21 protein-coding genes and 5 tRNA genes are annotated in these 19,216 nt (G+C 59.5%); 16 read left to right on the top strand and 10 right to left on the bottom strand.

Annotated features, from left to right (window positions below; genetic code table 11):
• The first annotated feature begins 74 nt into the window (after positions 1-74).
• Together NJC40_RS27335 and NJC40_RS27330 are read left to right on the top strand one after the other, a co-directional pair.
• Entirely contained in the window at positions 75-965 is an 891-nt protein-coding gene (locus tag NJC40_RS27335; RefSeq protein ID WP_045481932.1) for an ATP-binding protein, read from the top strand.
• Complete coding sequence (locus tag NJC40_RS27330; RefSeq protein ID WP_045481929.1) at positions 962-1,444, top strand: free L-methionine (R)-S-oxide reductase MsrC; 483 nt, start codon at positions 962-964, stop codon at positions 1,442-1,444. The genes NJC40_RS27335 and NJC40_RS27330 overlap by 4 nt, the downstream gene beginning before the upstream one ends.
• Positions 1,445-1,487: 43 nt before the next feature.
• Here NJC40_RS27330 and NJC40_RS27325 read toward each other — a convergent pair whose 3' ends face one another.
• The gene (locus tag NJC40_RS27325) at positions 1,488-2,258 is read right to left on the bottom strand and encodes a hypothetical protein (RefSeq protein WP_045481926.1); all 771 of its coding nucleotides are present in this window, start codon (positions 2,256-2,258) and stop codon (positions 1,488-1,490) included.
• 271 nt (positions 2,259-2,529) lie between these two features.
• On the opposite strand from NJC40_RS27325, the gene NJC40_RS27320 reads away from it, so the two are divergent.
• From NJC40_RS27320 to NJC40_RS27300, 5 genes are all read left to right on the top strand, one after another.
• Positions 2,530-2,605 (top strand) — tRNA-Glu (locus NJC40_RS27320).
• Between the two features lie 4 nt (positions 2,606-2,609).
• Positions 2,610-2,685, top strand: a tRNA-Gly gene (locus NJC40_RS27315).
• A gap of 94 nt (positions 2,686-2,779) precedes the next feature.
• Positions 2,780-2,855: transfer RNA gene (locus NJC40_RS27310), tRNA-Glu, on the top strand.
• 5 nt (positions 2,856-2,860) lie between these two features.
• Positions 2,861-2,936: transfer RNA gene (locus NJC40_RS27305), tRNA-Gly, on the top strand.
• 123 nt (positions 2,937-3,059) lie between these two features.
• Positions 3,060-3,135: transfer RNA gene (locus NJC40_RS27300), tRNA-Gly, on the top strand.
• 336 nt (positions 3,136-3,471) lie between these two features.
• Here the strand turns inward: NJC40_RS27300 and NJC40_RS27295 are convergent.
• From NJC40_RS27295 to rutR, 7 genes are all read right to left on the bottom strand, one after another.
• Positions 3,472-4,245 carry an outer membrane protein OmpK gene (locus tag NJC40_RS27295; RefSeq protein ID WP_253140709.1) on the bottom strand — a complete coding sequence of 258 codons (774 nt, stop codon included), beginning with the start codon at positions 4,243-4,245 and terminating at the stop codon, positions 3,472-3,474.
• A 24-nt stretch (positions 4,246-4,269) separates the two neighbouring features.
• Positions 4,270-4,428: a hypothetical protein gene (locus NJC40_RS27290; protein ID WP_253115103.1), complete on the bottom strand. Its 159-nt coding sequence runs from the start codon at positions 4,426-4,428 to the stop codon at positions 4,270-4,272.
• A 6-nt stretch (positions 4,429-4,434) separates the two neighbouring features.
• Positions 4,435-5,361, bottom strand: a complete 927-nt coding sequence (locus NJC40_RS27285; protein ID WP_253140710.1) for an ABC transporter permease — start codon at positions 5,359-5,361, stop codon at positions 4,435-4,437.
• Complete coding sequence (locus NJC40_RS27280; RefSeq protein ID WP_253140711.1) at positions 5,361-6,476, bottom strand: ABC transporter permease; 1,116 nt, start codon at positions 6,474-6,476, stop codon at positions 5,361-5,363. Before NJC40_RS27280 ends, NJC40_RS27285 begins: the two co-directional genes overlap by 1 nt.
• Positions 6,469-7,983, bottom strand: a complete 1,515-nt coding sequence (locus NJC40_RS27275) for an ABC transporter ATP-binding protein (RefSeq protein ID WP_045481912.1) — start codon at positions 7,981-7,983, stop codon at positions 6,469-6,471. The genes NJC40_RS27280 and NJC40_RS27275 overlap by 8 nt, the downstream gene beginning before the upstream one ends.
• Positions 7,980-9,074 (bottom strand): BMP family ABC transporter substrate-binding protein, encoded by a 1,095-nt coding sequence (locus NJC40_RS27270; RefSeq protein WP_045481909.1) that lies wholly within the window; start codon positions 9,072-9,074, stop codon positions 7,980-7,982. Before NJC40_RS27270 ends, NJC40_RS27275 begins: the two co-directional genes overlap by 4 nt.
• A gap of 344 nt (positions 9,075-9,418) precedes the next feature.
• Complete coding sequence (rutR, locus tag NJC40_RS27265) at positions 9,419-10,063, bottom strand: HTH-type transcriptional regulator RutR (protein ID WP_084710191.1); 645 nt, start codon at positions 10,061-10,063, stop codon at positions 9,419-9,421.
• 454 nt (positions 10,064-10,517) lie between these two features.
• Between rutR and rutA the strand changes: the two genes are divergently transcribed.
• Genes rutA through NJC40_RS27230 form a run of 7 tightly spaced genes read left to right on the top strand, consistent with a single transcriptional unit; the run spans position 10,518 to position 15,572 of the window.
• Positions 10,518-11,642: a pyrimidine utilization protein A gene (gene rutA, locus NJC40_RS27260; protein WP_253140712.1), complete on the top strand. Its 1,125-nt coding sequence runs from the start codon at positions 10,518-10,520 to the stop codon at positions 11,640-11,642.
• Positions 11,639-12,388, top strand: a complete 750-nt coding sequence (gene rutB / locus NJC40_RS27255) for a pyrimidine utilization protein B (RefSeq protein WP_492180430.1) — start codon at positions 11,639-11,641, stop codon at positions 12,386-12,388. Before rutA ends, rutB begins: the two co-directional genes overlap by 4 nt.
• Before the next feature lie 44 nt (positions 12,389-12,432).
• On the top strand, positions 12,433-12,840 hold the full coding sequence (gene rutC, locus NJC40_RS27250) for a pyrimidine utilization protein C (protein ID WP_045481903.1): 408 nt from the start codon (positions 12,433-12,435) through the stop codon (positions 12,838-12,840).
• On the top strand, positions 12,837-13,637 hold the full coding sequence (rutD, locus tag NJC40_RS27245) for a pyrimidine utilization protein D (protein ID WP_045481900.1): 801 nt from the start codon (positions 12,837-12,839) through the stop codon (positions 13,635-13,637). The genes rutC and rutD overlap by 4 nt, the downstream gene beginning before the upstream one ends.
• Entirely contained in the window at positions 13,634-14,224 is a 591-nt protein-coding gene (locus tag NJC40_RS27240) for a malonic semialdehyde reductase (RefSeq protein WP_045481897.1), read from the top strand. The genes rutD and NJC40_RS27240 overlap by 4 nt, the downstream gene beginning before the upstream one ends.
• A gap of 26 nt (positions 14,225-14,250) precedes the next feature.
• Positions 14,251-14,787, top strand: a complete 537-nt coding sequence (rutF, locus tag NJC40_RS27235) for an NADH-dependent FMN reductase RutF (RefSeq protein WP_173426678.1) — start codon at positions 14,251-14,253, stop codon at positions 14,785-14,787.
• A 23-nt stretch (positions 14,788-14,810) separates the two neighbouring features.
• Positions 14,811-15,572 (top strand): SDR family NAD(P)-dependent oxidoreductase, encoded by a 762-nt coding sequence (locus NJC40_RS27230; RefSeq protein WP_045481890.1) that lies wholly within the window; start codon positions 14,811-14,813, stop codon positions 15,570-15,572.
• Positions 15,573-15,642: 70 nt separating this feature from the next.
• Here the strand turns inward: NJC40_RS27230 and NJC40_RS27225 are convergent, their stop codons facing one another.
• A complete protein-coding gene (locus NJC40_RS27225; protein WP_253140713.1) occupies positions 15,643-17,091 on the bottom strand; it encodes a class I adenylate-forming enzyme family protein in 1,449 nt (482 codons plus the stop codon).
• A 417-nt stretch (positions 17,092-17,508) separates the two neighbouring features.
• On the opposite strand from NJC40_RS27225, the gene NJC40_RS27220 reads away from it, so the two are divergent.
• Positions 17,509-18,219 carry a LuxR family transcriptional regulator gene (locus NJC40_RS27220; RefSeq protein WP_253115111.1) on the top strand — a complete coding sequence of 237 codons (711 nt, stop codon included), beginning with the start codon at positions 17,509-17,511 and terminating at the stop codon, positions 18,217-18,219.
• Here the strand turns inward: NJC40_RS27220 and NJC40_RS27215 are convergent.
• The gene (locus tag NJC40_RS27215; RefSeq protein WP_373568455.1) at positions 18,115-18,450 is read right to left on the bottom strand and encodes a hypothetical protein; all 336 of its coding nucleotides are present in this window, start codon (positions 18,448-18,450) and stop codon (positions 18,115-18,117) included. The two genes, NJC40_RS27220 and NJC40_RS27215, sit on opposite strands and share 105 nt — an antisense overlap.
• 131 nt (positions 18,451-18,581) lie before the next feature.
• Here NJC40_RS27215 and NJC40_RS27210 point away from each other — a divergent pair, with 131 nt between their 5' ends.
• The gene (locus NJC40_RS27210) at positions 18,582-19,175 is read left to right on the top strand and encodes an acyl-homoserine-lactone synthase (protein ID WP_045481880.1); all 594 of its coding nucleotides are present in this window, start codon (positions 18,582-18,584) and stop codon (positions 19,173-19,175) included.
• Positions 19,176-19,216: the final 41 nt, after the last annotated feature.

Raw genomic sequence — 19,216 nt, 5'->3', positions numbered from 1 at the left:
CTTCCGTTCTGACGTGCGCAGCTAGCATAGCTGATTGGTGCGGTGGATTAATCGGATAAACCCAAGGAGATAGAGTGGATTCCCGGCTGAATGCTTTTCTTGAACGCGCCGAAGCCGTGCTCACGCGGCTCGAGCCCCTGTTACCGGCTGTCCGCGAGCCGCTCGACTGGTCTTGCTCACTGGCCGCGCGCTGGGTGCGTGAAGGCCGCAGCGGGTATTTGATGCCGCTGCAGGTCAGTCTCGACATGCGCCTCTCTGACCTGATCGGGGTCGATCAACAACGTGACCAGTTGGGCCGCAACACCCGCCAGTTCATTGATGGTCTGCCGGCCAACCACGCATTGCTCTGGGGTTCGCGTGGCACCGGCAAGTCGTCGCTGGTGCGGGCGTTGCTGGCCGAATACGCTGACGCCGGATTGCGGCTGATCGAACTGGAGCGCGATCATCTGGCTGACCTGCCGCGGGTGGTTGAACAATTGCAGAAGCTGCCCCAGCGCTTCGTGCTGTTTTGCGACGACCTGTCCTTCGAGTCGGGGGAGGGCGACTACCGGGTGCTCAAGAGCGTGCTGGATGGTTCGCTGGAGCAGGCGCCGGATAATGTTCTGCTGTATGCAACCTCCAACCGCCGCCATCTGGTGCCGGAAAAGGAAAGCGACAACGTCAACTGGAAGCATGTCGATGGCGAACTGCACCCCAGTGAGGCGGTGGAGGACAAAATCGCGTTGTCAGACCGCTTTGGTCTATGGCTGTCGTTCTATCCTTTCACCCAGCCGCATTATCTGAATGTGGTCGAGCACTGGATCGGCCAGTTGGCCGGGCAGGCCGGTTTGCAGTGGCAGCGCGACGAGGCGCTGGATATTCTCGCGGTCCGCTGGGCCACCGGTCGTGGCAACCGTAACGGCCGGTGCGCCTATCAGTTCGCCCGCTACTGGGTGGGTCTGCAATTGCTGGAGCAACAACCATGATCGATCTGAGTGATGCTGGCAGCGGCCTGCAAGGCTATGAGCTACTGGCAGCGCAACTGCAGGCGCTGTTGTCCGGGGAGCGAGACTTCATTGCCAATGCGGCGCAGTTTTCTGCCTTCTTGTATAGCCAGCTCGAAGACCTGAACTGGGCGGGTTTTTACCTTAATAAAGATGACGAGCTGGTGCTGGGGCCATTCCAGGGCCAGGTGGCCTGTGTGCGTATCGCCTTTGGCCGTGGGGTCTGTGGTGCTGCGGCACAAAGCCGACAGACCCAACGGGTCGAAGACGTGCATGCGTTTCCCGGTCATATCGCTTGCGACAGCGCCTCGAATAGCGAACTGGTCGTGCCGTTGATCAAGGACGGGCGATTGATTGGCGTGCTGGACCTGGACAGTCCGAAGCTCAAGCGGTTTGGCGAGGTGGATCAGGCGGGGATCGAGCGGCTGGCGGAGATATTTTTGCAGGCCAGTGACTGTTGAACCGTCGGGCCGGTGCGCAGCGCAACTGCGCACCGGCCAGTGATCAATCGTAGATAACCTTCTTCTTCCATTCGGTCTGTTCTGCGTCGGCCTTCAAGCCTTCGGTCAGGGCGTTTTCGTCGTTCTCGGTCGGTGCGGTATTGGTCAGTACGATGGAGTTGACGCGCGCCAGGTTCTTTTCCATGGCCGCCAGTTGCGCCTGATACGTCACCGGGTCTGGCTGGTTGCGCAGGTATTGTACGCCGCGCTCGAACGCCAGACGCGCCTGGCCTGGTTGTTCCTGGTTCATTGCTTCCTGCCCCAGGGTGTTGAAAAACTCGATGTGCAACAGGACCAGGATGGTACGGATCTCGCGAATCCAGTGCTTGGCTTCGCTGGTGTGCAGAAACCCGTCATGAGCGGCACGGGTGACCTGGCCGTGCAGGGCTTCCAGCAGAAAACGCACGTCCTTGGCCTTGGCCTCGGTCTGGATCGGCGTCGCCGGGTTGGTGACCGGGATCGACTCACCCTTGCCGACCAGCTCTTTTAGCTCTTCTACGCGGTACTTGAGCTGGGCATTGTTCTTTTCCATGCTCAGCATGCGCTGCACTACATTGAGTTCAAGGCGCGTCAGCAGCAACTTGAGGGCAGGCGACATGAGTTGCCCGGGAAAGGTTTCGCTGATTTCAGTGCAACGCCGCAGTCGGTCGCTGAGTTCGACCTTGGTGCGGGCACTATCAAGCTTTTTGTTCTCAGCCACGTGGTTCAGGTAGCCGATTGCTATAAGCAGTGCGATACCGACCAGTATGAGCACCGTGATCATGAGTGGTGTCACTGTGCAAACCTCTATTAGTCCAGGTGTGATGATGCGAGTGTAGTGGCTAAGCACTACTGCGCATAGATGTTCTTATCTGCCGCGGCAAGCAAATCTTGATCGCCAGCCATGACAATCCGACCTCCGGCAAAAGCCCAGGTTTATACCGAAGTAATTGATTTCAATAAATTTTCATACGGGGGTTGACGACCTCGCAATCCATCAATAGAATGCGCGCCACTTACAGCGTAAAGCATACAGCGTAGCGCGGTAAGCAGTGAAGTAGTAGCGTGTCCCCTTCGTCTAGTGGCCTAGGACACCGCCCTTTCACGGCGGTAACAGGGGTTCGAGTCCCCTAGGGGACGCCAATTTGCGGGAATAGCTCAGTTGGTAGAGCACGACCTTGCCAAGGTCGGGGTCGCGAGTTCGAGTCTCGTTTCCCGCTCCAGTTTCAAGCAGCTTTGCTTTGGCAAAGTTGGTGGAAACCAGAATGACCATTTGTCAGTCTGGGTACTGAAATGTAGCAATATGTTTCAGGTAGTGTCCCCTTCGTCTAGTGGCCTAGGACACCGCCCTTTCACGGCGGTAACAGGGGTTCGAGTCCCCTAGGGGACGCCAAATTTGCGGGAATAGCTCAGTTGGTAGAGCACGACCTTGCCAAGGTCGGGGTCGCGAGTTCGAGTCTCGTTTCCCGCTCCAGTTTTGGCGTTCGAAGTCTTGTGACTTCAATGCGAGAAGCCTCGCGGCAGTCGAGGCTTTTTTATGAGTCGGTTTTGGCTCATGAGTGTTCGGTAAATCGTTGATACTGACGATTTCCAATATGCGGGAATAGCTCAGTTGGTAGAGCACGACCTTGCCAAGGTCGGGGTCGCGAGTTCGAGTCTCGTTTCCCGCTCCAGTTTTGGCATCCGAAGCCTTGAGCTTCAATGCATAAAAGCCTCGATTGAATCGAGGCTTTTTTTTTGCAAAAAATAATCGCGACTTCTGACGAACCCTCTTTTTTATTCAAATTACCCCAGGTCCAGGTCTTGAGTATGGCGGCCAATGGCAGCACGCTCAGATCCGGTGGGCACCAATCCCACAGCCAGCCCAGGCCGGCGCCCAGCGGGCTGTAGGAAACATTCTTGACCTGCGCGTGGGTCAGGTACGCGCCTATCTCTCGCGTCTATGTGCAGGATTGTGACGCGGTGTGGTTTGTGCAGCATGGTGTGATTGATCTTGATTTACCGACTCTTTAGAAGTGCGCCTTTAGCAGCAAGCTGATCGCGCTCTGGTCAGTCGCAAACACCTGGCTGTCTTTGATTCCGTACTTGTCGCTCCAGTAGTCGTATTCGACACCCACATAGAACTTCTTGCCGAACCCGAGTCCCTTGGCCAAGTCGTATTTGACCTGCGGGTTGAAGTGCAGGTTGGCGTGGTAGCTCTTGTCGTTGTCGACCACCCAGTCCATGAAACCGTCGAGGACCAGCTCGGAGTTACCCACCGGGACGGTATAGCTCCACACCGGCGTGATCTGCCAGACGCCGCTGCCGTCACGCTTGCCGTCGCGTTCGCGGTAGTAGGTGTTTAACTGGAAGTAATCGAAGCCGGGAATGTTCAGGTCCACCGCAGGGCCGAGCAAATAGTTTTTAGCGCCATCTTCGCCAAACTCATAGGTGGCCGCCAGCAGCACATCCTTGATCGGCCCGAACGACAGGTGGGTTCCGGTGATCTTGCCCAGCGACAGGCGCGGGCTGATTTCACCGTAAAAGGTGTGACCGTCACTGGCCGCGTTAGTGGCTTTGCCGTTGTACTTGGTGACGTCGACAAACAGGAACAGGTCGCCGAAACTCCAACCGCTGGCATGCTCAAAGGTCAGGGTCTGCTGCTTGGTCGGGTCGACTTTGAAATCGATACCGTTCAGATAAGTCAGGCTATTGTCCTGCCACTGTAAAAGATCACCGGCCATGCTTTGACCGGCCACAAGGAGACCGCCTGCCAACATCAGGGAAGTAGCGCTGTAGTTCATTAAGTGTGCTCCGGAACTTCGGGATCAGGGTTCTAAGTTGTTGTGTGTGTCGCGCGGCAGTTCCAATGCAATCATCGCGGCACGCACCGCGGCGCGCAGTGCGCCGACGGTCGTGACCGTGTATGCAAGTTTTTTGTTATGGGCTGCAGTGAAATTTTTAAACGTTAATAAGTACCAAGGCATGACGCCTCAGCGTCGTTGTTCGCGTATATAGGGCTCGCCCAGTGCGCCAGGCTGGCTGGCCTGTTCACCGCTGCTGATGGCGACCCAGATCATCACCAGCAGGGTGACTGCATAAGGGGTCATCAGCAGAAAGTACTGCGGCAACTGCACGCCGGCAGCGGCCAGTTGTGGAATCAGGGCTTCGATGGCACCGAACAGCAACGCGCCGGCCAGGGCACGCCAAGGCGACCAGCGCGCAAAAATCACCAGTGACACGGCAATCCAGCCACGCCCGCCGGTCATGTCGGCAATCCACATCTTGGTGCTCAACACCGCGATATAAGCACCGGCCAGGCCGATCAGTGCCGCCCCCGCGACAATCGCCGCCAGCCGATAGGTCAGCACTGGAATGCCGGCCGCATCGGCAGCCTGTGGGTTTTCGCCAACAGCGCGCAGACGCAGGCCGGTCTGAGTACGCTGCAGAAACCACACCACGGCGATGAAAATCAGCACAGTCAGATACACCAGCGGGTTTTGCACGAAGACCTTGCCCATCACCGGCAACTCGGAAAGTGGCCACAGTTCAATGCTGTGCAGGCCGCTGACCGGTCGGTTGGTCCAGCCCAGTACGGTGCCTGTCAGCCCGGTCAGGCCTTGGCAGAAGAACACCAGCGCCAGCCCGGCGATGACCTGATTGATCCGCAGCACCAGCACCATTACGGCGAACAGTAACGAGACGACACTGGCGGCCAGCATCGCGACCAGCAGTGACAGGCCGGCCAGGCCCAGGCCCAGTTGCATGCCGATTCCGGCCAGGGCGCCGACCAGCATTAACCCTTCGGCGCCTAATGCCAGTACGCCGGCGCGTTCGGTGAGGATCAAACCCAGCGCCGCCAGGGCGAAAGGCACCGCGAAATCCGGCGCGTTGCCGAGCCAGTGAGTCAACAGTTCCATCAGCAGTCTCCAGCCTGAATACGCCGCAAGCGATGGCGAATGAAAAAGTCCGAGCACGCCACGCAGATCACCAGAATCGCCTGAATCAACTGCACCATCGAAAAGGGGATCTGGTAGAACACCTGCAAGTTGCGCCCGGCGACGAACAGCAGGGCAATCAACAGCGCCACCACGGTTGCCGCCACGGGGTTGTTACGTGCCAGAAAGGCGATTAGCACACCCGAGAAGCCGTAGCCCTGATAGAACGACTGGGTCAGCCGACCTTCCTGGCCTGCCGTGACCACCCATCCGGCGATGCCGGCCAGGGCGCCAGACAGCAGCACGGTGGCGATGATCATCTTGCGCACCGGTACACCAACCGCTGCGGCCACCCGCGGATTGGCATCGACGAAGCGCAGGTACAGACCAGCGCGGGAGATGCCGATGAACCACAGGGTGAAGGCGGTGATGACCAGTGCCATGAGAATGGCCACGTTATAGCCGGCGATAAAGTCGGGGAGGCGCTCGAAACTCTGCAGGGGCGGTGAGTAGGGAAAGTTGTCACGCGGGTCTTTCCAACTGCCGTACACCAGATGCAGCAGGAAGTTGGCCGCGATGTAGTTGAGCATCAGTGTCGAGATGATCTCATTGACCTTCAGGTGCAGCTTCAGCAGCACCGGGCCCAGGGTCCAGAGCATCGCGCACAGCATGGCTGCGAGCATCATCAGCGGCAGACGCAGGACCTGCGGGCCGATGTCGAACAGTGAAATCGCCGTGGCGCCAATCGCGCCCCAGATCATCTGGCCTTCCAGGCCAAGGTTCCAGAACCGTGCGCGAAAGGCCATGCAGCCGGCCAGGCCGACCATGATCATCGGCGCCGCCTGGAACAACACGGCACGCAGGTTCTGGGCATCGAGCAGGGTCTGCACAACAAACTCGTTGAGCAGTTCCCCCGCTGGAACACCGGCACTGATCAGGATCAACGCGCAGATGGTCAGACCCAGTAGCAGCGCCAGGCCGATCACCAGCGCTTGCTGGTGCCAGGTCATCTGCTGGCGGGTTTCCAGAGCATAGCGTCGGCAGAACAGCGGCTGACGTGGGCGTGCTGTGGATTGAGGCAGCGTGGTATCAGTCATGGCTCACCATTGCTTTACCGATGGCCTGGCGGTCGGCGGGGTGTGCGAACTCGGCGACAATGCGCCCGCCGTTCATCACGCCAATTCGGTCGGCCAGCGTCAGGACTTCATCGAGGTCTTCACTTATTACCAGTACGGCGGCGCCAGCATCACGGGCGGCACGCAAGCGGCCATGCACGGCTTGGGTGGCACGCACATCCAGGCCACGGCTGGGGCTGTGCACCACCACCAGTTGCGGGTCGCGGCTGAACTCGCGGGCAATCACCAGCTTCTGCGCGTTGCCGCCGGAGAGCAGGGCAGCACCCTGGTCCAGGCTGCGCACGCCTTGCACATCGAACCCGCTCACCGCTGCTTGCGCATCGCTGCGCATACGCTTGCCGAGCAGGCGCAGGAACGAGCCGTAGCGCCCAGCATGAACCTGACCGATGGCAAAGTTCTCGACCACGCTCAATGAACCCGCCAAGGCGGCGCCGTAGCGGTCAGCCGGAATACAGGCGATGCGCAGGGTGCGGCGCTGCTCGGCGCTGGCGCCGCGCAGATCACCGAAACCCTCCAGGTGAATCTCGCCTTCGGTCGGCTGGGGCAGGCCCATCAGGGCATTTGCCAGCTCGCTCTGACCGTTGCCACCCACCCCGGCAATGCCGTAGATCTGCCCGGCGCGCAGGCTCATGTTCACCCCCGCCAGCGGCCCGCTACCGGGCGGGCTGCGCAGGTCACGCACATGCACCCGCACCGGTCCGGCTGGTGGACCTGCCTGATAACCGGCCTGGCTAGCCTCACCCACGGTCAGGCGCACCAGCTCTTCGATGCTGACGCTCCGGGGATCGAGGGTCTGAATGGTTTTGCCGCCGCGCATCACCGTCACCCGATCAGCAAAGCGCTTCACATCGGTCATCTTGTGGGTCACCAGCACCACGGCGGCGCCTTGTCGGGCGAACGCTTGCACGGTCGTGAGCAGTCGTTCGGCTTCCACATCAGTGAGCACGGCGGTGGGTTCATCGAGAATCAGAATGCGCGCGCCGGCGAGCAGCACCTTGAGAATTTCCACGCGCTGCTGTTCGGCCACCGACAGTTGTTCCACCGGCTGGCGTGGGTCGAGCACAAAGCCCAGATCGGCTGCCTTGGCGCTGATCTGCTCTTCCAGCCGTTTCAGGCGCTTGCCATAGTGGCCCTGTTGCGGCTCGGCGGGCAGGCCGAGCAGGATGTTCTGCGCCACCGTGAATGGCTTCACCAGCTTGAAGTGCTGATGGACCATGCCGATCCGGTAGCGGCTGGCATCCTTTGGACCGCTGAGCCGCACCAGGTTGTCATCCACCAGCAGGCTGCCGGTTTCCGGTGCATACAGGCCGGCGGCAATGTTCATCAATGATGATTTGCCAGCGCCATTCTCCCCCAGCAATGCGTGGACCTCGCCCCATGCGGCGCTGAAGTGCGCGTCACTCAAGGCCTGGAAACCGTCGAAAGACTTGTTGATGCCGGTCAGTTGTAGCGCGTTGACCTGTCTCATTGCTGAGTCTTCACGCCGTTGACGAACCAGTCCATTTTCCACAGCTCGGCGTCAGGCATGACTTTGCCGGCGGCGATGCGCTCTTTGCCGTCACGATCACTCAGCGGGCCGCTGTAGAGGACTTTGGTCCCGGCGAGCAACTCGGCGCGGGCGGCCTCGATCTTCGCCCGATCAGTAGCAGAAATGATCGGGGCGTCGGTCAGACTGATATCAGTGCCACCTTGCTGCATCGACAGCAGTGCACCGTTGGCCGAGGGCTGCCAGTTACCGGCCATGACTTTTTTCAGTTCCGGCGCCAGGAAGCGCTCCCAGACCCACATCGACGAGCAGACAGTTGCCTTTGGCGCAAACTCACTGAGGTCACGGTGATAGCCGGTGCCGTGCACACCACGCTCCTGGGCGACCAACTGCGGCGTCGGGCTGTCGACGTGTTGCCCGATGACGTCTGCACCGTTGTCGATCAGCGCCATGGTCGCGGCGCGCTCCTTGACCGGGTCGTTCCAGGCGCCGGTATAGACCACATTGACGGTAGCTTGCGGGTTGATCTGCTGGGCACCCAACTCGAAGGCGTTGACCGTCCAGTTCACCTGGCCGAAGGGGTTGGCGGCGACAAAGCCCAGCTTGCCGGACTTGGACGCTGCTGCGGCAGCCATACCGCACAGGTATTGGCTTTCATAGGTGCGCCCATAGAACGATTCAAGGTTGGCTGCGTTGGTCGTGCCTGAGCCATTGAGGAAGGCGACGTCAGGGTATTTGCGGGCCAGTTCCAGAAAGGTATCGGAGTAGCCGAAGGCTGTGCCGACAATGATGTTGGCGCCCCGGGCGATCAGCCGGTCAACGACCGGAGTGATGGCCGCAGCATTTTCAGGCACGCTCTCTACGAACTGAATCTTCTGGTCGAGTTCTTTTTCCAGTTTTTGCCGGGCCTCATCGAAGGCTTGCGTCCAGCCGCCGTCGTTACGCGGGCTGATATACACCATGGCGATCTTCGCCGGTGCCTTGAGCGTTAGCCCCTCGGCCTGTGCCAGCCCGATGGCGCTGGCAAACAGAACGGCCGCACACACAGTACTCTGCAAAACATTCCTGAACATAAGTCGTTTTCCTGCTGATAGGCGAATGATTAACAGCACAAGGCTGAGCCGGCGGGCCCTCTGGCTCAGCGCGGTATGGCCAACAGCAGCTTCCGTGCCATTAAAAATAAGTCTTTTATTAACAGTAGGTTACAAATCGAATGCGATGAAAACGGATCATATGGTCTGATTTAGAGCACTTAGTTTGTGCGCGGCGCACGAGAAGCGGGCGACACAATCGCCAGGCAGGACCGCCGGGCGTGAGCCGCAGGGACGTAATAAGGCGTTGAGGCGGGGGCGGGCGGTGAAGCGGCGAAGTGCTGAGGCTTAAGGAGCAGTCTTTCGGGCTGCTCCAGTTGTTTGGATCAGCGCTCAGTGTCAGGGCGGGGGCGAATGCCGTGGCAGAGCAAGTTCTGCAGGTTATGCAAAACCTCTTCAAAGAACACCGGGTCCGCCAGTGTTTTGCCCGTAATGGCTTGTATCTGAGTGCTGAAGTCGGCGTAGTGCTGAGTCGTGCTCCAGATCGAGAAGATCAGGTGATAAGGGTCCAGCGGCGCCAGTTTGCCTGCTTCGATCCAGCTCTGAATCACTGCGGCCTTGTTCTCGACCATCTGCCGTAGCTGTTGTTCGAGCTGCGCCTTTATCAGCGGGGCGCCTTGCATGATCTCCATGCAGAACAGTTTCGACTCGGCGGGGTGGTCGCGAGACAGCTCAAGCTTGGCGCGGATGTAGTCCCCGATGGCGTCCATCGGCTGCTGTTGGACATCGAAGCCCTTGAGCGGCAACAGCCAGATCTCCAGCAGATGCTGCAGCACATTGGTGTACAGCTCTTCCTTACTGGAAAAGTAGTAGAGCAAATTGGTCTTGGACACGTCCGCTGCTGCGGCGACCTGGTCAAGGCTGGTGCCGTGCATGCCGAACCGGGAAAACAGCTCCAGCGCTGCGTGAATGATCGACTCGCGCTTGTTCTTTATCTGCGCCTGGCGGCGCTGTTCCGATTTCGCACTCATGCTGCGCGCCACGGTGGTCTTTACCCCGGCAGCAGGCTTTTTGGTTTTGCCGGTGACCTTTTTGGCGGCAGCCTTTTTCAGTGTCTTGCCAGCGGCAGCCACGTTTTCGACGGATTTGCTTTTCACGATCTCAACCACCCAGCGAATCGAGCGGCGATTGTATCAGGCTTGCTCGTGAGGGCAGATCTGGCATCGCCAGCCTGTGGCGCTAATGCCTGTGTTATTGACGGATGTCAGGTGCCAAGCCTTCGGTGCCCCATGCTGGCTCGCTGCGCATCAATATCGGGCAGCTTTTAAAATTCAAACGGTTCAAAACAGACCATTTGGTCTGCTAATGAATCATTTTTTTATCTAAGTAATTGATAAAAAACAACAAAAAATAAATGGCATGACGCATGCAAAGCTTCTTTCGACCCGCATCCAATGGGGATGTGCACGGCGAGTGGAGAAGCTTATGAAGGTGGGTATCTTTATCCCGATCGGCAACAACGGCTGGCTGATTTCCGAAAACGCTCCTCAGTACAAACCAACGTTCGAACTGAACAAACAGATCACGTTGGCGGCCGAGCACTATGGTTTCGACTTCGCCTTGTCGATGATCAAGCTGCGCGGTTTCGGTGGCAAAACCGAGTTCTGGGATCACAACCTGGAGTCGTTCACCCTGATGGCGGGCCTGGCGGCGGTCACCAGCCGTATCCAACTTTTCGCCACCGCCCCTTCGCTGGTCATGCCGCCGGCGATCATCGCGCGCATGGCGGCGACCATCGACTCGATTTCCAACGGCCGCTTCGGCGTTAACCTGGTCACCGGCTGGCAGCGCCCCGAGTACTCGCAGATGGGCATGTGGCCTGGGGATGAGTTCTTTTCCAATCGCTACGAATACCTCTCTGAATATACCCAGGTACTGCGTGACCTGTGGGGCACCGGTAAATCCGATTTCAAGGGCGCGCACTTCCAGATGGACGACTGCCGCGTCAGCCCCCAGCCGCAGGCCAACATGAAAGTGATCTGTGCCGGGCAAAGCGACGCTGGCATGGCCTTTTCGGCGCAGCATGCCGACCACAACTTCTGTTTCGGCAAGGGCATCAACACGCCCAAGGCCTTTGCCCCCGCCGCGCAGAAGCTGATTGAGGCGAGCCGTGAAACCGGTCGTGACGTCACTACCTTCGTGCTGATGATGGTCATCGCCGATGAGACCGACGAGGCCGCCCGCGCCAAGTGGGAGCACTACAAGGCTGGCGTCGATGAAGAGGCGGTCGCCTGGTTGGGCGCGCAAGGTGCGGTCGACAAAACCTCCGGAGCTGACACCAATGTGCGTCAAATGGCCGATCGGACCAATGCCGTCAATATCAATATGGGCACCCTGGTGGGCTCTTACGCCAACGTTGCGCGCATGCTCGACGAAGTGGCCGAAGTGGAGGGCACCGAAGGCGTGTTGCTGACCTTCGACGACTTTATCGCAGGCGTTGAAGCCTTTGGGCAGCGCATCCAGCCGCTGATGAAAAGCCGTATCGAGGTGGCCACGCCGGTGCCCAGCCAGGCCGACTCCCAACCCGCAGCTGTCGGGGTTGCATCATGAGCACTGCCAAGAACCTGACCATCACGTCGACCATCCCGGCGGGTATCGCCGAGGTGCCGGGCGCCGGTGCGCCGATCGTGCTGCCGGCGCGCCCGGAGCCTCTGTACCTGCATCAAACCAATACGGCGTTGATCGTGGTTGACATGCAAAACGCCTACGCCAGTGTCGGTGGTTATGTTGACTCGGCCGGCTTCGATATTTCCGGTGCCCAAAGCGTCATTGCCAAGACCGGCGAGGCCATCGCTGCGGCGCGGGCGGCCGGGATCTGCGTGATCTATCTGCAGAACGGTTGGGACAGCGACTACTTGGAGGCCGGCGGCCCCGGTTCGCCGAACTGGTACAAGTCCAACGCCCTGAAAACCATGCGTAAAAATCCGCACCTGCAGGGGCGCTTTCTCGCCAAGGGCGGTTGGGACTATCAGATCGTCGACGCGCTCGCGCCGCAACCGGGCGACATCGTGGTGCCAAAGCCGCGCTACAGCGGTTTCTTCAACAGCAGCCTGGACAGCACCTTGCGTGCCCGGGGCATCCGCAATCTGGTCTTCACCGGGATCGCTACCAATGTCTGCGTTGAAAGCACCCTGCGCGATGCCTTTCACCTTGAGTACTTCGGCGTAATGCTCCACGACGCCACCCATGAGCTGGGCGGCGCGCCCATACAGGCCAGCACGGTTTACAACATCGAAAGCTTCTTCGGCTGGGTTTCCACCGTAGATGACTTCATCACCAGCATCGCGGCGCACTGATCGTCAGGTCGCTCTTCTCGTTTTTAACTTATGAGGTTACTCCCATGCCCAAACAAGTCATCACTCCGCCAGGCACCGGCAAACCGCTCGCCCCTTTCGTCCCCGGCACACTGGCCGACGGCATTCTTTATGTATCGGGCACCCTGCCATTCGACAGCGAGAACAACGTGGTGCACGTCGGTGATGCTGCGGCGCAGACCCGGCATGTCCTGAACATCATCAAGGGTGTTGTCGAAACAGCGGGCGGCACCATGGATGACATCACGTTCAACCACGTTTTCCTGAAAAACTGGGAAGACTATGCGGCTATCAACAGCGTGTATGCCGAATTCTTTCCCGGTGAAAAACCGGCGCGCTATTGCGTGCAGACCGGCCTGGTCAAAGCCGATGCCCTGATCGAGATCGCCAGCATCGCTCATATTGGCAAAGCGCCTGCAGGTAACGCCCAGTGAGTACGGCCCTGCACTTTGATGTGCACGGACCTGCCGATGGGCCTGCGGTGCTGCTGTCATCCGGACTGGGTGGCGCAGCGGGCTACTGGTCGGCGCTGGTTCCACGGCTGGTAGCCGCCGGCTATAAGGTCATCGCCTACGACCAGCGCGGCACCGGGCGCAGTCGTCAGACGTTGGCGCAGGATTACCGTATTGCCGATATGGCCCTGGATATTCGCGACCTGCTTGACATCACGCAGACCGGCGAATGCCACTTGATCGGCCATGCACTGGGCGGGCTGGCCGGGCTGCAACTGGCGCTGGATTTCCCTGAGCGGCTGCGCAGCCTGACCCTGATCAATGCCTGGGCGGCGCCCAACCCGCATTCGGCGCGCTGCTTCGAGGCGCGTCTGGCGTTGCTGGATGCGGTTGGCCCGCGCGCTTACGTCGAGGCGCAGCCGATCTTCCTGTACCCGGCCAGTTGGTGTGCGGCCAACGCCGAGACAGTGCAAGCCGAAGTGGAGCATGCCTTTGCCGGCTTTCCTGAGGTCGCCACCATGAAGGCGCGCATTGCGGCGCTTCGCCGGTTCGATATCAGTGAGCGGTTGGCCGGGATCAACGTTGCCACGCTGGTGTCGGCGGCCAGAGACGATGTACTGGTGCCCTGGACCTGTTCGCAACAGCTTGCCCAAGGCTTGCCCAATGCACGCCTGCATATCGTCGAGCAGGGCGCGCACGCCCACAACATCACTGCCGCCAGCGTGTTCAACGAACAGTTGTTGGCGTTTCTTGAGGCCCAATCCGGGGAGCGTACATGAGCCAAGCTTTGAATGATGCCGCGCTGGCTACCCTGTTCAGCGCAGCCCGTACCCACAATGGCTGGAGCGATCAGCGCATTGATGACGATGTCCTGCGTCAACTCTATGACCTGCTGAAAATGGCGCCCACTTCGGCCAACTGTTCGCCCGGTCGCTTCGTGTTTCTGCGTAGCGCGGCCGCCAAGGAGCGTCTGGCACCTGCTTTGTCCAAGGGCAATCTGGAGAAAACCATGACCGCTCCGGTCAGCGTGATCGTTGCCTGGGACCGTGCCTTCTACGAGCACCTGCCGACACTGTTTGCGCACGCCGACGCCAAGAGCTGGTTTACCCACAGCCCTGAAGCCGCGCATGAGACCGCATTTCGTAACGGCTCGCTGCAGGGGGCCTACTTGATCATGGCGGCTCGCTCGTTGGGGCTGGATGTTGGCGCTTTGTCAGGCTTCGATGCCCAAAAGGTCGATGCCGAGTTCTTTGCCGGTAGCACCTGGACGGCCAACTTCATCGTCAACCTCGGCCACGGCAACCCGGAAAAACTGTACGACCGCCTGCCACGGCTGGCCTTCGACGACGCCTGTCAGTTGCTCTGAAATCAACTTCAATCTGGTAACCCATCATGTCTAGCAGCCTTGCAACCTTCAGTGCGTCGCACGCCATTGAGCACTCGGCGCCCGGTAAAGCCGAGTTCCGCAGCGCCATGGCGCGCCTCGGTGCTGCCGTTAACATCATCACCACCGATGGTCCTGGCGGCCGGGCCGGCTTTACCGCATCTGCGGTGTGCAGCGTCAGCGATGAGCCGCCGAGCCTGCTGGTGTGCCTCAACCGCAGCGCCTCAGTGTACGAAACCTTCAAACGCAACGCGGTGCTGTGCGTGAACGTGTTGGGCGCCGGGCAGCAGGATATTTCCAACCTGTTCGGTGGCAAGACCTCGATGGAGGAGCGTTTCGCGGCAGCGACATGGCAGAGCGGCGTTTCTGGCTCGCCGGTGATGCAACAGGCCAGTGTCTCTTTCGATTGCCGGCTGCAGCAGATCACCGCGGTCGGCACCCACGATGTGCTCATCTGTGAAGTGCTGGCGATCCACAGTACCGCGCAGGCGCACAGCCTGATCTATTTCAATCGGCAGTATCACGAACTGCAAGCCAGTTGCTGACCCTTAACCAGACTGAGAATGTCATGAGCAAAGTCGTTTTTATTACCGGCGCTACGTCCGGCTTCGGTCGCGCGACTGCGCGGCGTTTCGCCGCTGCCGGGTGGTCGCTGATCCTGACCGGGCGACGCGTTGAGCGGCTGCTGGCGCTGCAGGACGAACTGGGCGCAAGCGTGCCGGTGCATATCGCGCAACTCGATGTGAGCGACGCCGAGGCTGTAGCGCATGCCGTCGCGCAGTTACCGCCCGCTTTTGCGCGCATCGACGCACTGGTCAACAACGCAGGTCTGGCACTGGCGCCGCAGCCCGCGCAGACGGTGGCGCTGCAAGATTGGCACACCATGATCGACACCAACATCACCGGGCTGGTCAATGTCACCCATGCCGTGCTGCCCAAACTGCTGGAAACCGGCCAGGGCGCGAGCATCATCAATATCGGCTCGGTGGCGGGCGAATGGCCTTACCCGGGCGGGCATGTGTATGGTGCCAGTAAGGCGTTCGTCAAACAGTTCAGCTATAACCTGCGCTGCGACCTGATCGCCACTGGTGTGCGGGTCACCGACATTGCGCCAGGAATTGCCGAAACCGAGTTTACCCTGGTGCGAACCAACGGCAATCAGGCTGCCAGCGATGCGCTGTATGGCAGTACTACGCCATTGACTGCTGAGGACATTGCCGAGCAGATTTTTTATGTGTGCAGCCTGCCGTCGCATATCAACATCAATCGTCTCGAAGTAGTCCCGGCACGCCAGGCGTGGGCAGCCTATGCCATCGATCGCGACAATTAACGGATGGGAAAGGCGTCTTGGCTGGCCTGTGACGGGGGGGGGCTATCTGAAGTCAATGACAGGCACGGTTTCAAGTCATTGATTTCAAAAGCGGAATTCTGTCATTACCCGTACTTTGGGTGCCGAGTTGCCGGCGCAGGCGTGTACGATCTGGCTTGCCGGAGGTTGTCAGCGGCATTTTGTCGAGCACCGTGATGGTTGCGCTGATGCCCAGTCTGTCGAGCAGGCCGCGCAGTGCCTTCTGCTGCTGGTCAGCCGCAGTGGCACTGGCCTGGACAGCGACACAGGCGCGGCGACGGTCGTGCTCGTCTACCATGACCACGACGCACTCCGGCATCAGTGTCTGCGCAATATGTCGCTCGATGGCGGGCGTGAACTGGATGCCTTGTGTGCTGAGCAGGGCATCAGTGGCCCGGCCCATCAAGATCAGGCTGCCGTCATCAAGTCGACGGGCGATGTCGCCACAGGCGTGAACATCATCCTCTCTCGCATCGCTCGCAAGCGGGTAGTAGCCTGATCCATGATGGGCGCAGCGGGCGCTGATCTCGCCGATGTCGGGGTACGCTGGGTCGATGGCGGTCAGTGTCACTTCAACGTTGCCCAGCGGGCGCATGCCACTTTCGAGCTGCAGACCGGGGCTGAAGTCGGCGAGGATCATGCCGAATTCAGCGCAGCCGTAAATCCGCTTGATATGAATGCCCAGGCAGCGCTCGGCTTGCAGCAGGATCTGCTCATCCAGATAAGGGTCTTCACACAATGGCATGGCCAGTGCTGGCAAGCGGATACCAGTCTGTTCGGCGGCCTGTGCCAGGGCCAGATAGTGTGACGGCAATGCACTCATCACGGTGATGCGCTGTTGGTCGAGAGTGCGCAGGGTCTCTTCGACGTTCGCGGCCTCGCCTAAATATAATGTCGCGCCGGTCAAAAGCGCCGGGAACACATGCAGGTCCGTGGCATGGCGGCTATCAAGGCTATGGATGTTCAGATAGCGTGCGCTGGCGTCGAGCTCTGCGGATTCGACCCAGTGCAGGATCTCCCGATGCAGATGCTCCTGGCGCCATAACGCGAGCCGGAGTGCGCCAGGGGTCTCCTGCATGCGCATCAAGCCGGTCTGTTGCTGGTGGGCAGGCGCTTGCAGGGTGGCAGGTGGCTGGCTGCGCAGGGCGAAACTGGGAACCTGGGTGCCAGCGGGCATGGTGCCGTATTCTGTGACCAGCACGGCGGCATGCACCTGTTTCAGGCGTTTGGCCCGGTACGCCGTGCTGCAGGCCAGGCTTATCGGGCAGTGCACCAGCTCCAGGCTGGCCATGGCGAACAGTAGCGCGACATAGCCGGTGCTGTTGCCCAGCTGCGTTACCACCACATCGCCGTTACGCAAGCCGACCGCGTGCAGGCGGGCGCGCAAGGCTTCTATGTCCTGAAGCAGATCAGCATAGGTACGGATGTTGCCGTGGCGATCGACAACTGCCGGGTGGTCTGGGTGGCGGGTCGCCACGTTCAAGAACTGCTGCTGAAGCACTCGTGGGTCTCCTTGAGGATCAGCTGAAAGACAGCGTCGGGTATTGGCGCCGGATCAGTTGGTTCGTCGGCCACAAGTTGGGTCGGTGTGCAGCGTCGAGGTGTGGTGGCATTGCAGGTTCGGCAGATCAATGGCGAGTCTTGGCAAGGCAGCGCCGGCTCGCGGTCGTAACCAGGCCAGCTTGTTCAAACCGGCTTAGTTAACAGGGGCGTTGCGCAAACGGCTAGCTCCCGGATGAGGGGGGTTGTAGTGTGTTTTGGTTTCTGAATGTCTTGGCAACTTGTACATGCCGTGGATTGATTTCAAAAAGCCATATCACTATTTTGTCTATGGTTTCAGTGAATGGATTGATCCGCTCGCGTACCATCTCGGGATGGTGCACCGGGTAAAAGGTGGCACCAGGGTGGGAGAGTGGCCATGCTGGCAATTGATGAACTGATACAGCTCTGTGAGACAGAGCGTTATGAGAACTGGCTGGCGAGTCTCAAGACGTTGACGCTCAAGCTGGGTTACTCGAATTTTCTGGTAGGCCTCAAGCCAGGCGTCGCCGCCGCTGGCCAGCAAGTGCTGATTCACACTGACTACCCGGTCGCTTGGCGGACCCAGTACGATGCTCAGTCCTATATGGCTGTCGACCCGATTGTTCATCACTGTCTGGGTTCGAACCGGCCGCTGATCTGGAAGCGTGAAAATTATCGGCTGCCGTCGGAGTCAGCGTTCTTTGAGGAGGCGACGATGTACGGGCTCGAACAGGGGCTGGCGTTGCCCCTGCACGGCCCCAGAGGCGAGGCTGGCATGCTTTGCCTCAAGCCTGATGAGAAGGGTGCCCAGGCTGGCGTGACCATGCTGCAGTCGTTGCCGATGGCAACCATGTTGCGTGATTACGCCATTGAATGGGTGCTCAGGGCTCAGGCCGAACACAATGCGCCGGTGCATCTGACGGCGCGGGAAAAAGAGGTGCTGCAATGGAGCGCTGCCGGCAAGACGACCTGGGAAATCTCGATGATCCTGTCCTGTACCACCTCAGCGATCGACTTTCATTTCAAGAACATCCGCCGCAAGTTCCAGGTCAGTTCTCGGCAGATGGCGGTGCTGCGAGCCATTCAGCAGAAATTGATCACGCCCTGACTGGCGTGGGGTTTGCGCCAGGTCGCTTTCTTGCAGGCGCCCGCTGAGGTAAAGGCGAAGCAGAATGTAAACCGGCGCGGGGACCTGGCTGGTGCACTCGATGCGGCTGGCGCAGGCCTGGCTGATGCCGAACCTTGACCAGAATTCGGTCTGGCTCTGCTTGAGGTTCAGGCGCCGACTAATGGCTTGATGGGCGACCTCGCGGACTGCCGAGGTGTTGAGAAGCTTCATCTGGATAGATCCTCGCAAAGCCCCAAACTAACAAACCCGCCAGGCGTGAACCACCTCCTTAATCTGGGAGGCTCTAATTTATTCATTTTGAATATACCGTTCTCGGCAATATCCAGCCAACGGTAGTCACCATGTTTATTTCTATTGAGCGCCGCACTAATACCCATCCACAAGCGTTGAACGCCATGCACAAGCTGCGTGCGCGGATCTTCAAACATAAGAAGATGTGGGATATTCCGCTGATCAATGACATGGAAATCGATGGCTATGATGCGCTTGATCCTTACTACATGATTATTAACGAAAGTTCTGATCAGGCGTATGTTTGCGGTTGTTGGCGGATTCTGCCGACGACAGGCCCGAACATGTTGGCGCATACCTTCCCGGAACTGTTGCACGGCCAGCCGGCGCCCTGTTCCGAATCGATCTGGGAGCTGAGCCGCTTTGCCATCGAGTTGCCGGACGGCAACCGTTTCGGTTTCTCGATGGGCACCACCCAGGCCATTCACGCGATCGTCAACTTCGCCATTGATTGCGGCGTCGAGCAGTTCGTTACCGTGACGACGGTCGGTGTTGAAAAAATGCTGATCCGGCTGGGGCTGGATATCAGCCGTTTTGGCCCGGCGCTGCAGATCGGCGTCGAGCGTGCGGTCGCGCTGCGCATCCAGTTGAACGATAAAACCACCGCAGCGCTGGAAAAGGCACTCAGTGGCATGCGCCATTGAGTGCAGCGTTTGATGACGGTCAATGATCAACATGCACAGTC

It is taken from the genome of Pseudomonas sp. 21LCFQ02, assembly GCF_024129895.2.
Classification (GTDB): domain Bacteria; phylum Pseudomonadota; class Gammaproteobacteria; order Pseudomonadales; family Pseudomonadaceae; genus Aquipseudomonas.
The sequence above is the reverse complement of the archived record's forward strand: the minus strand, read 5'-3'. Positions and strand labels throughout refer to the sequence as shown.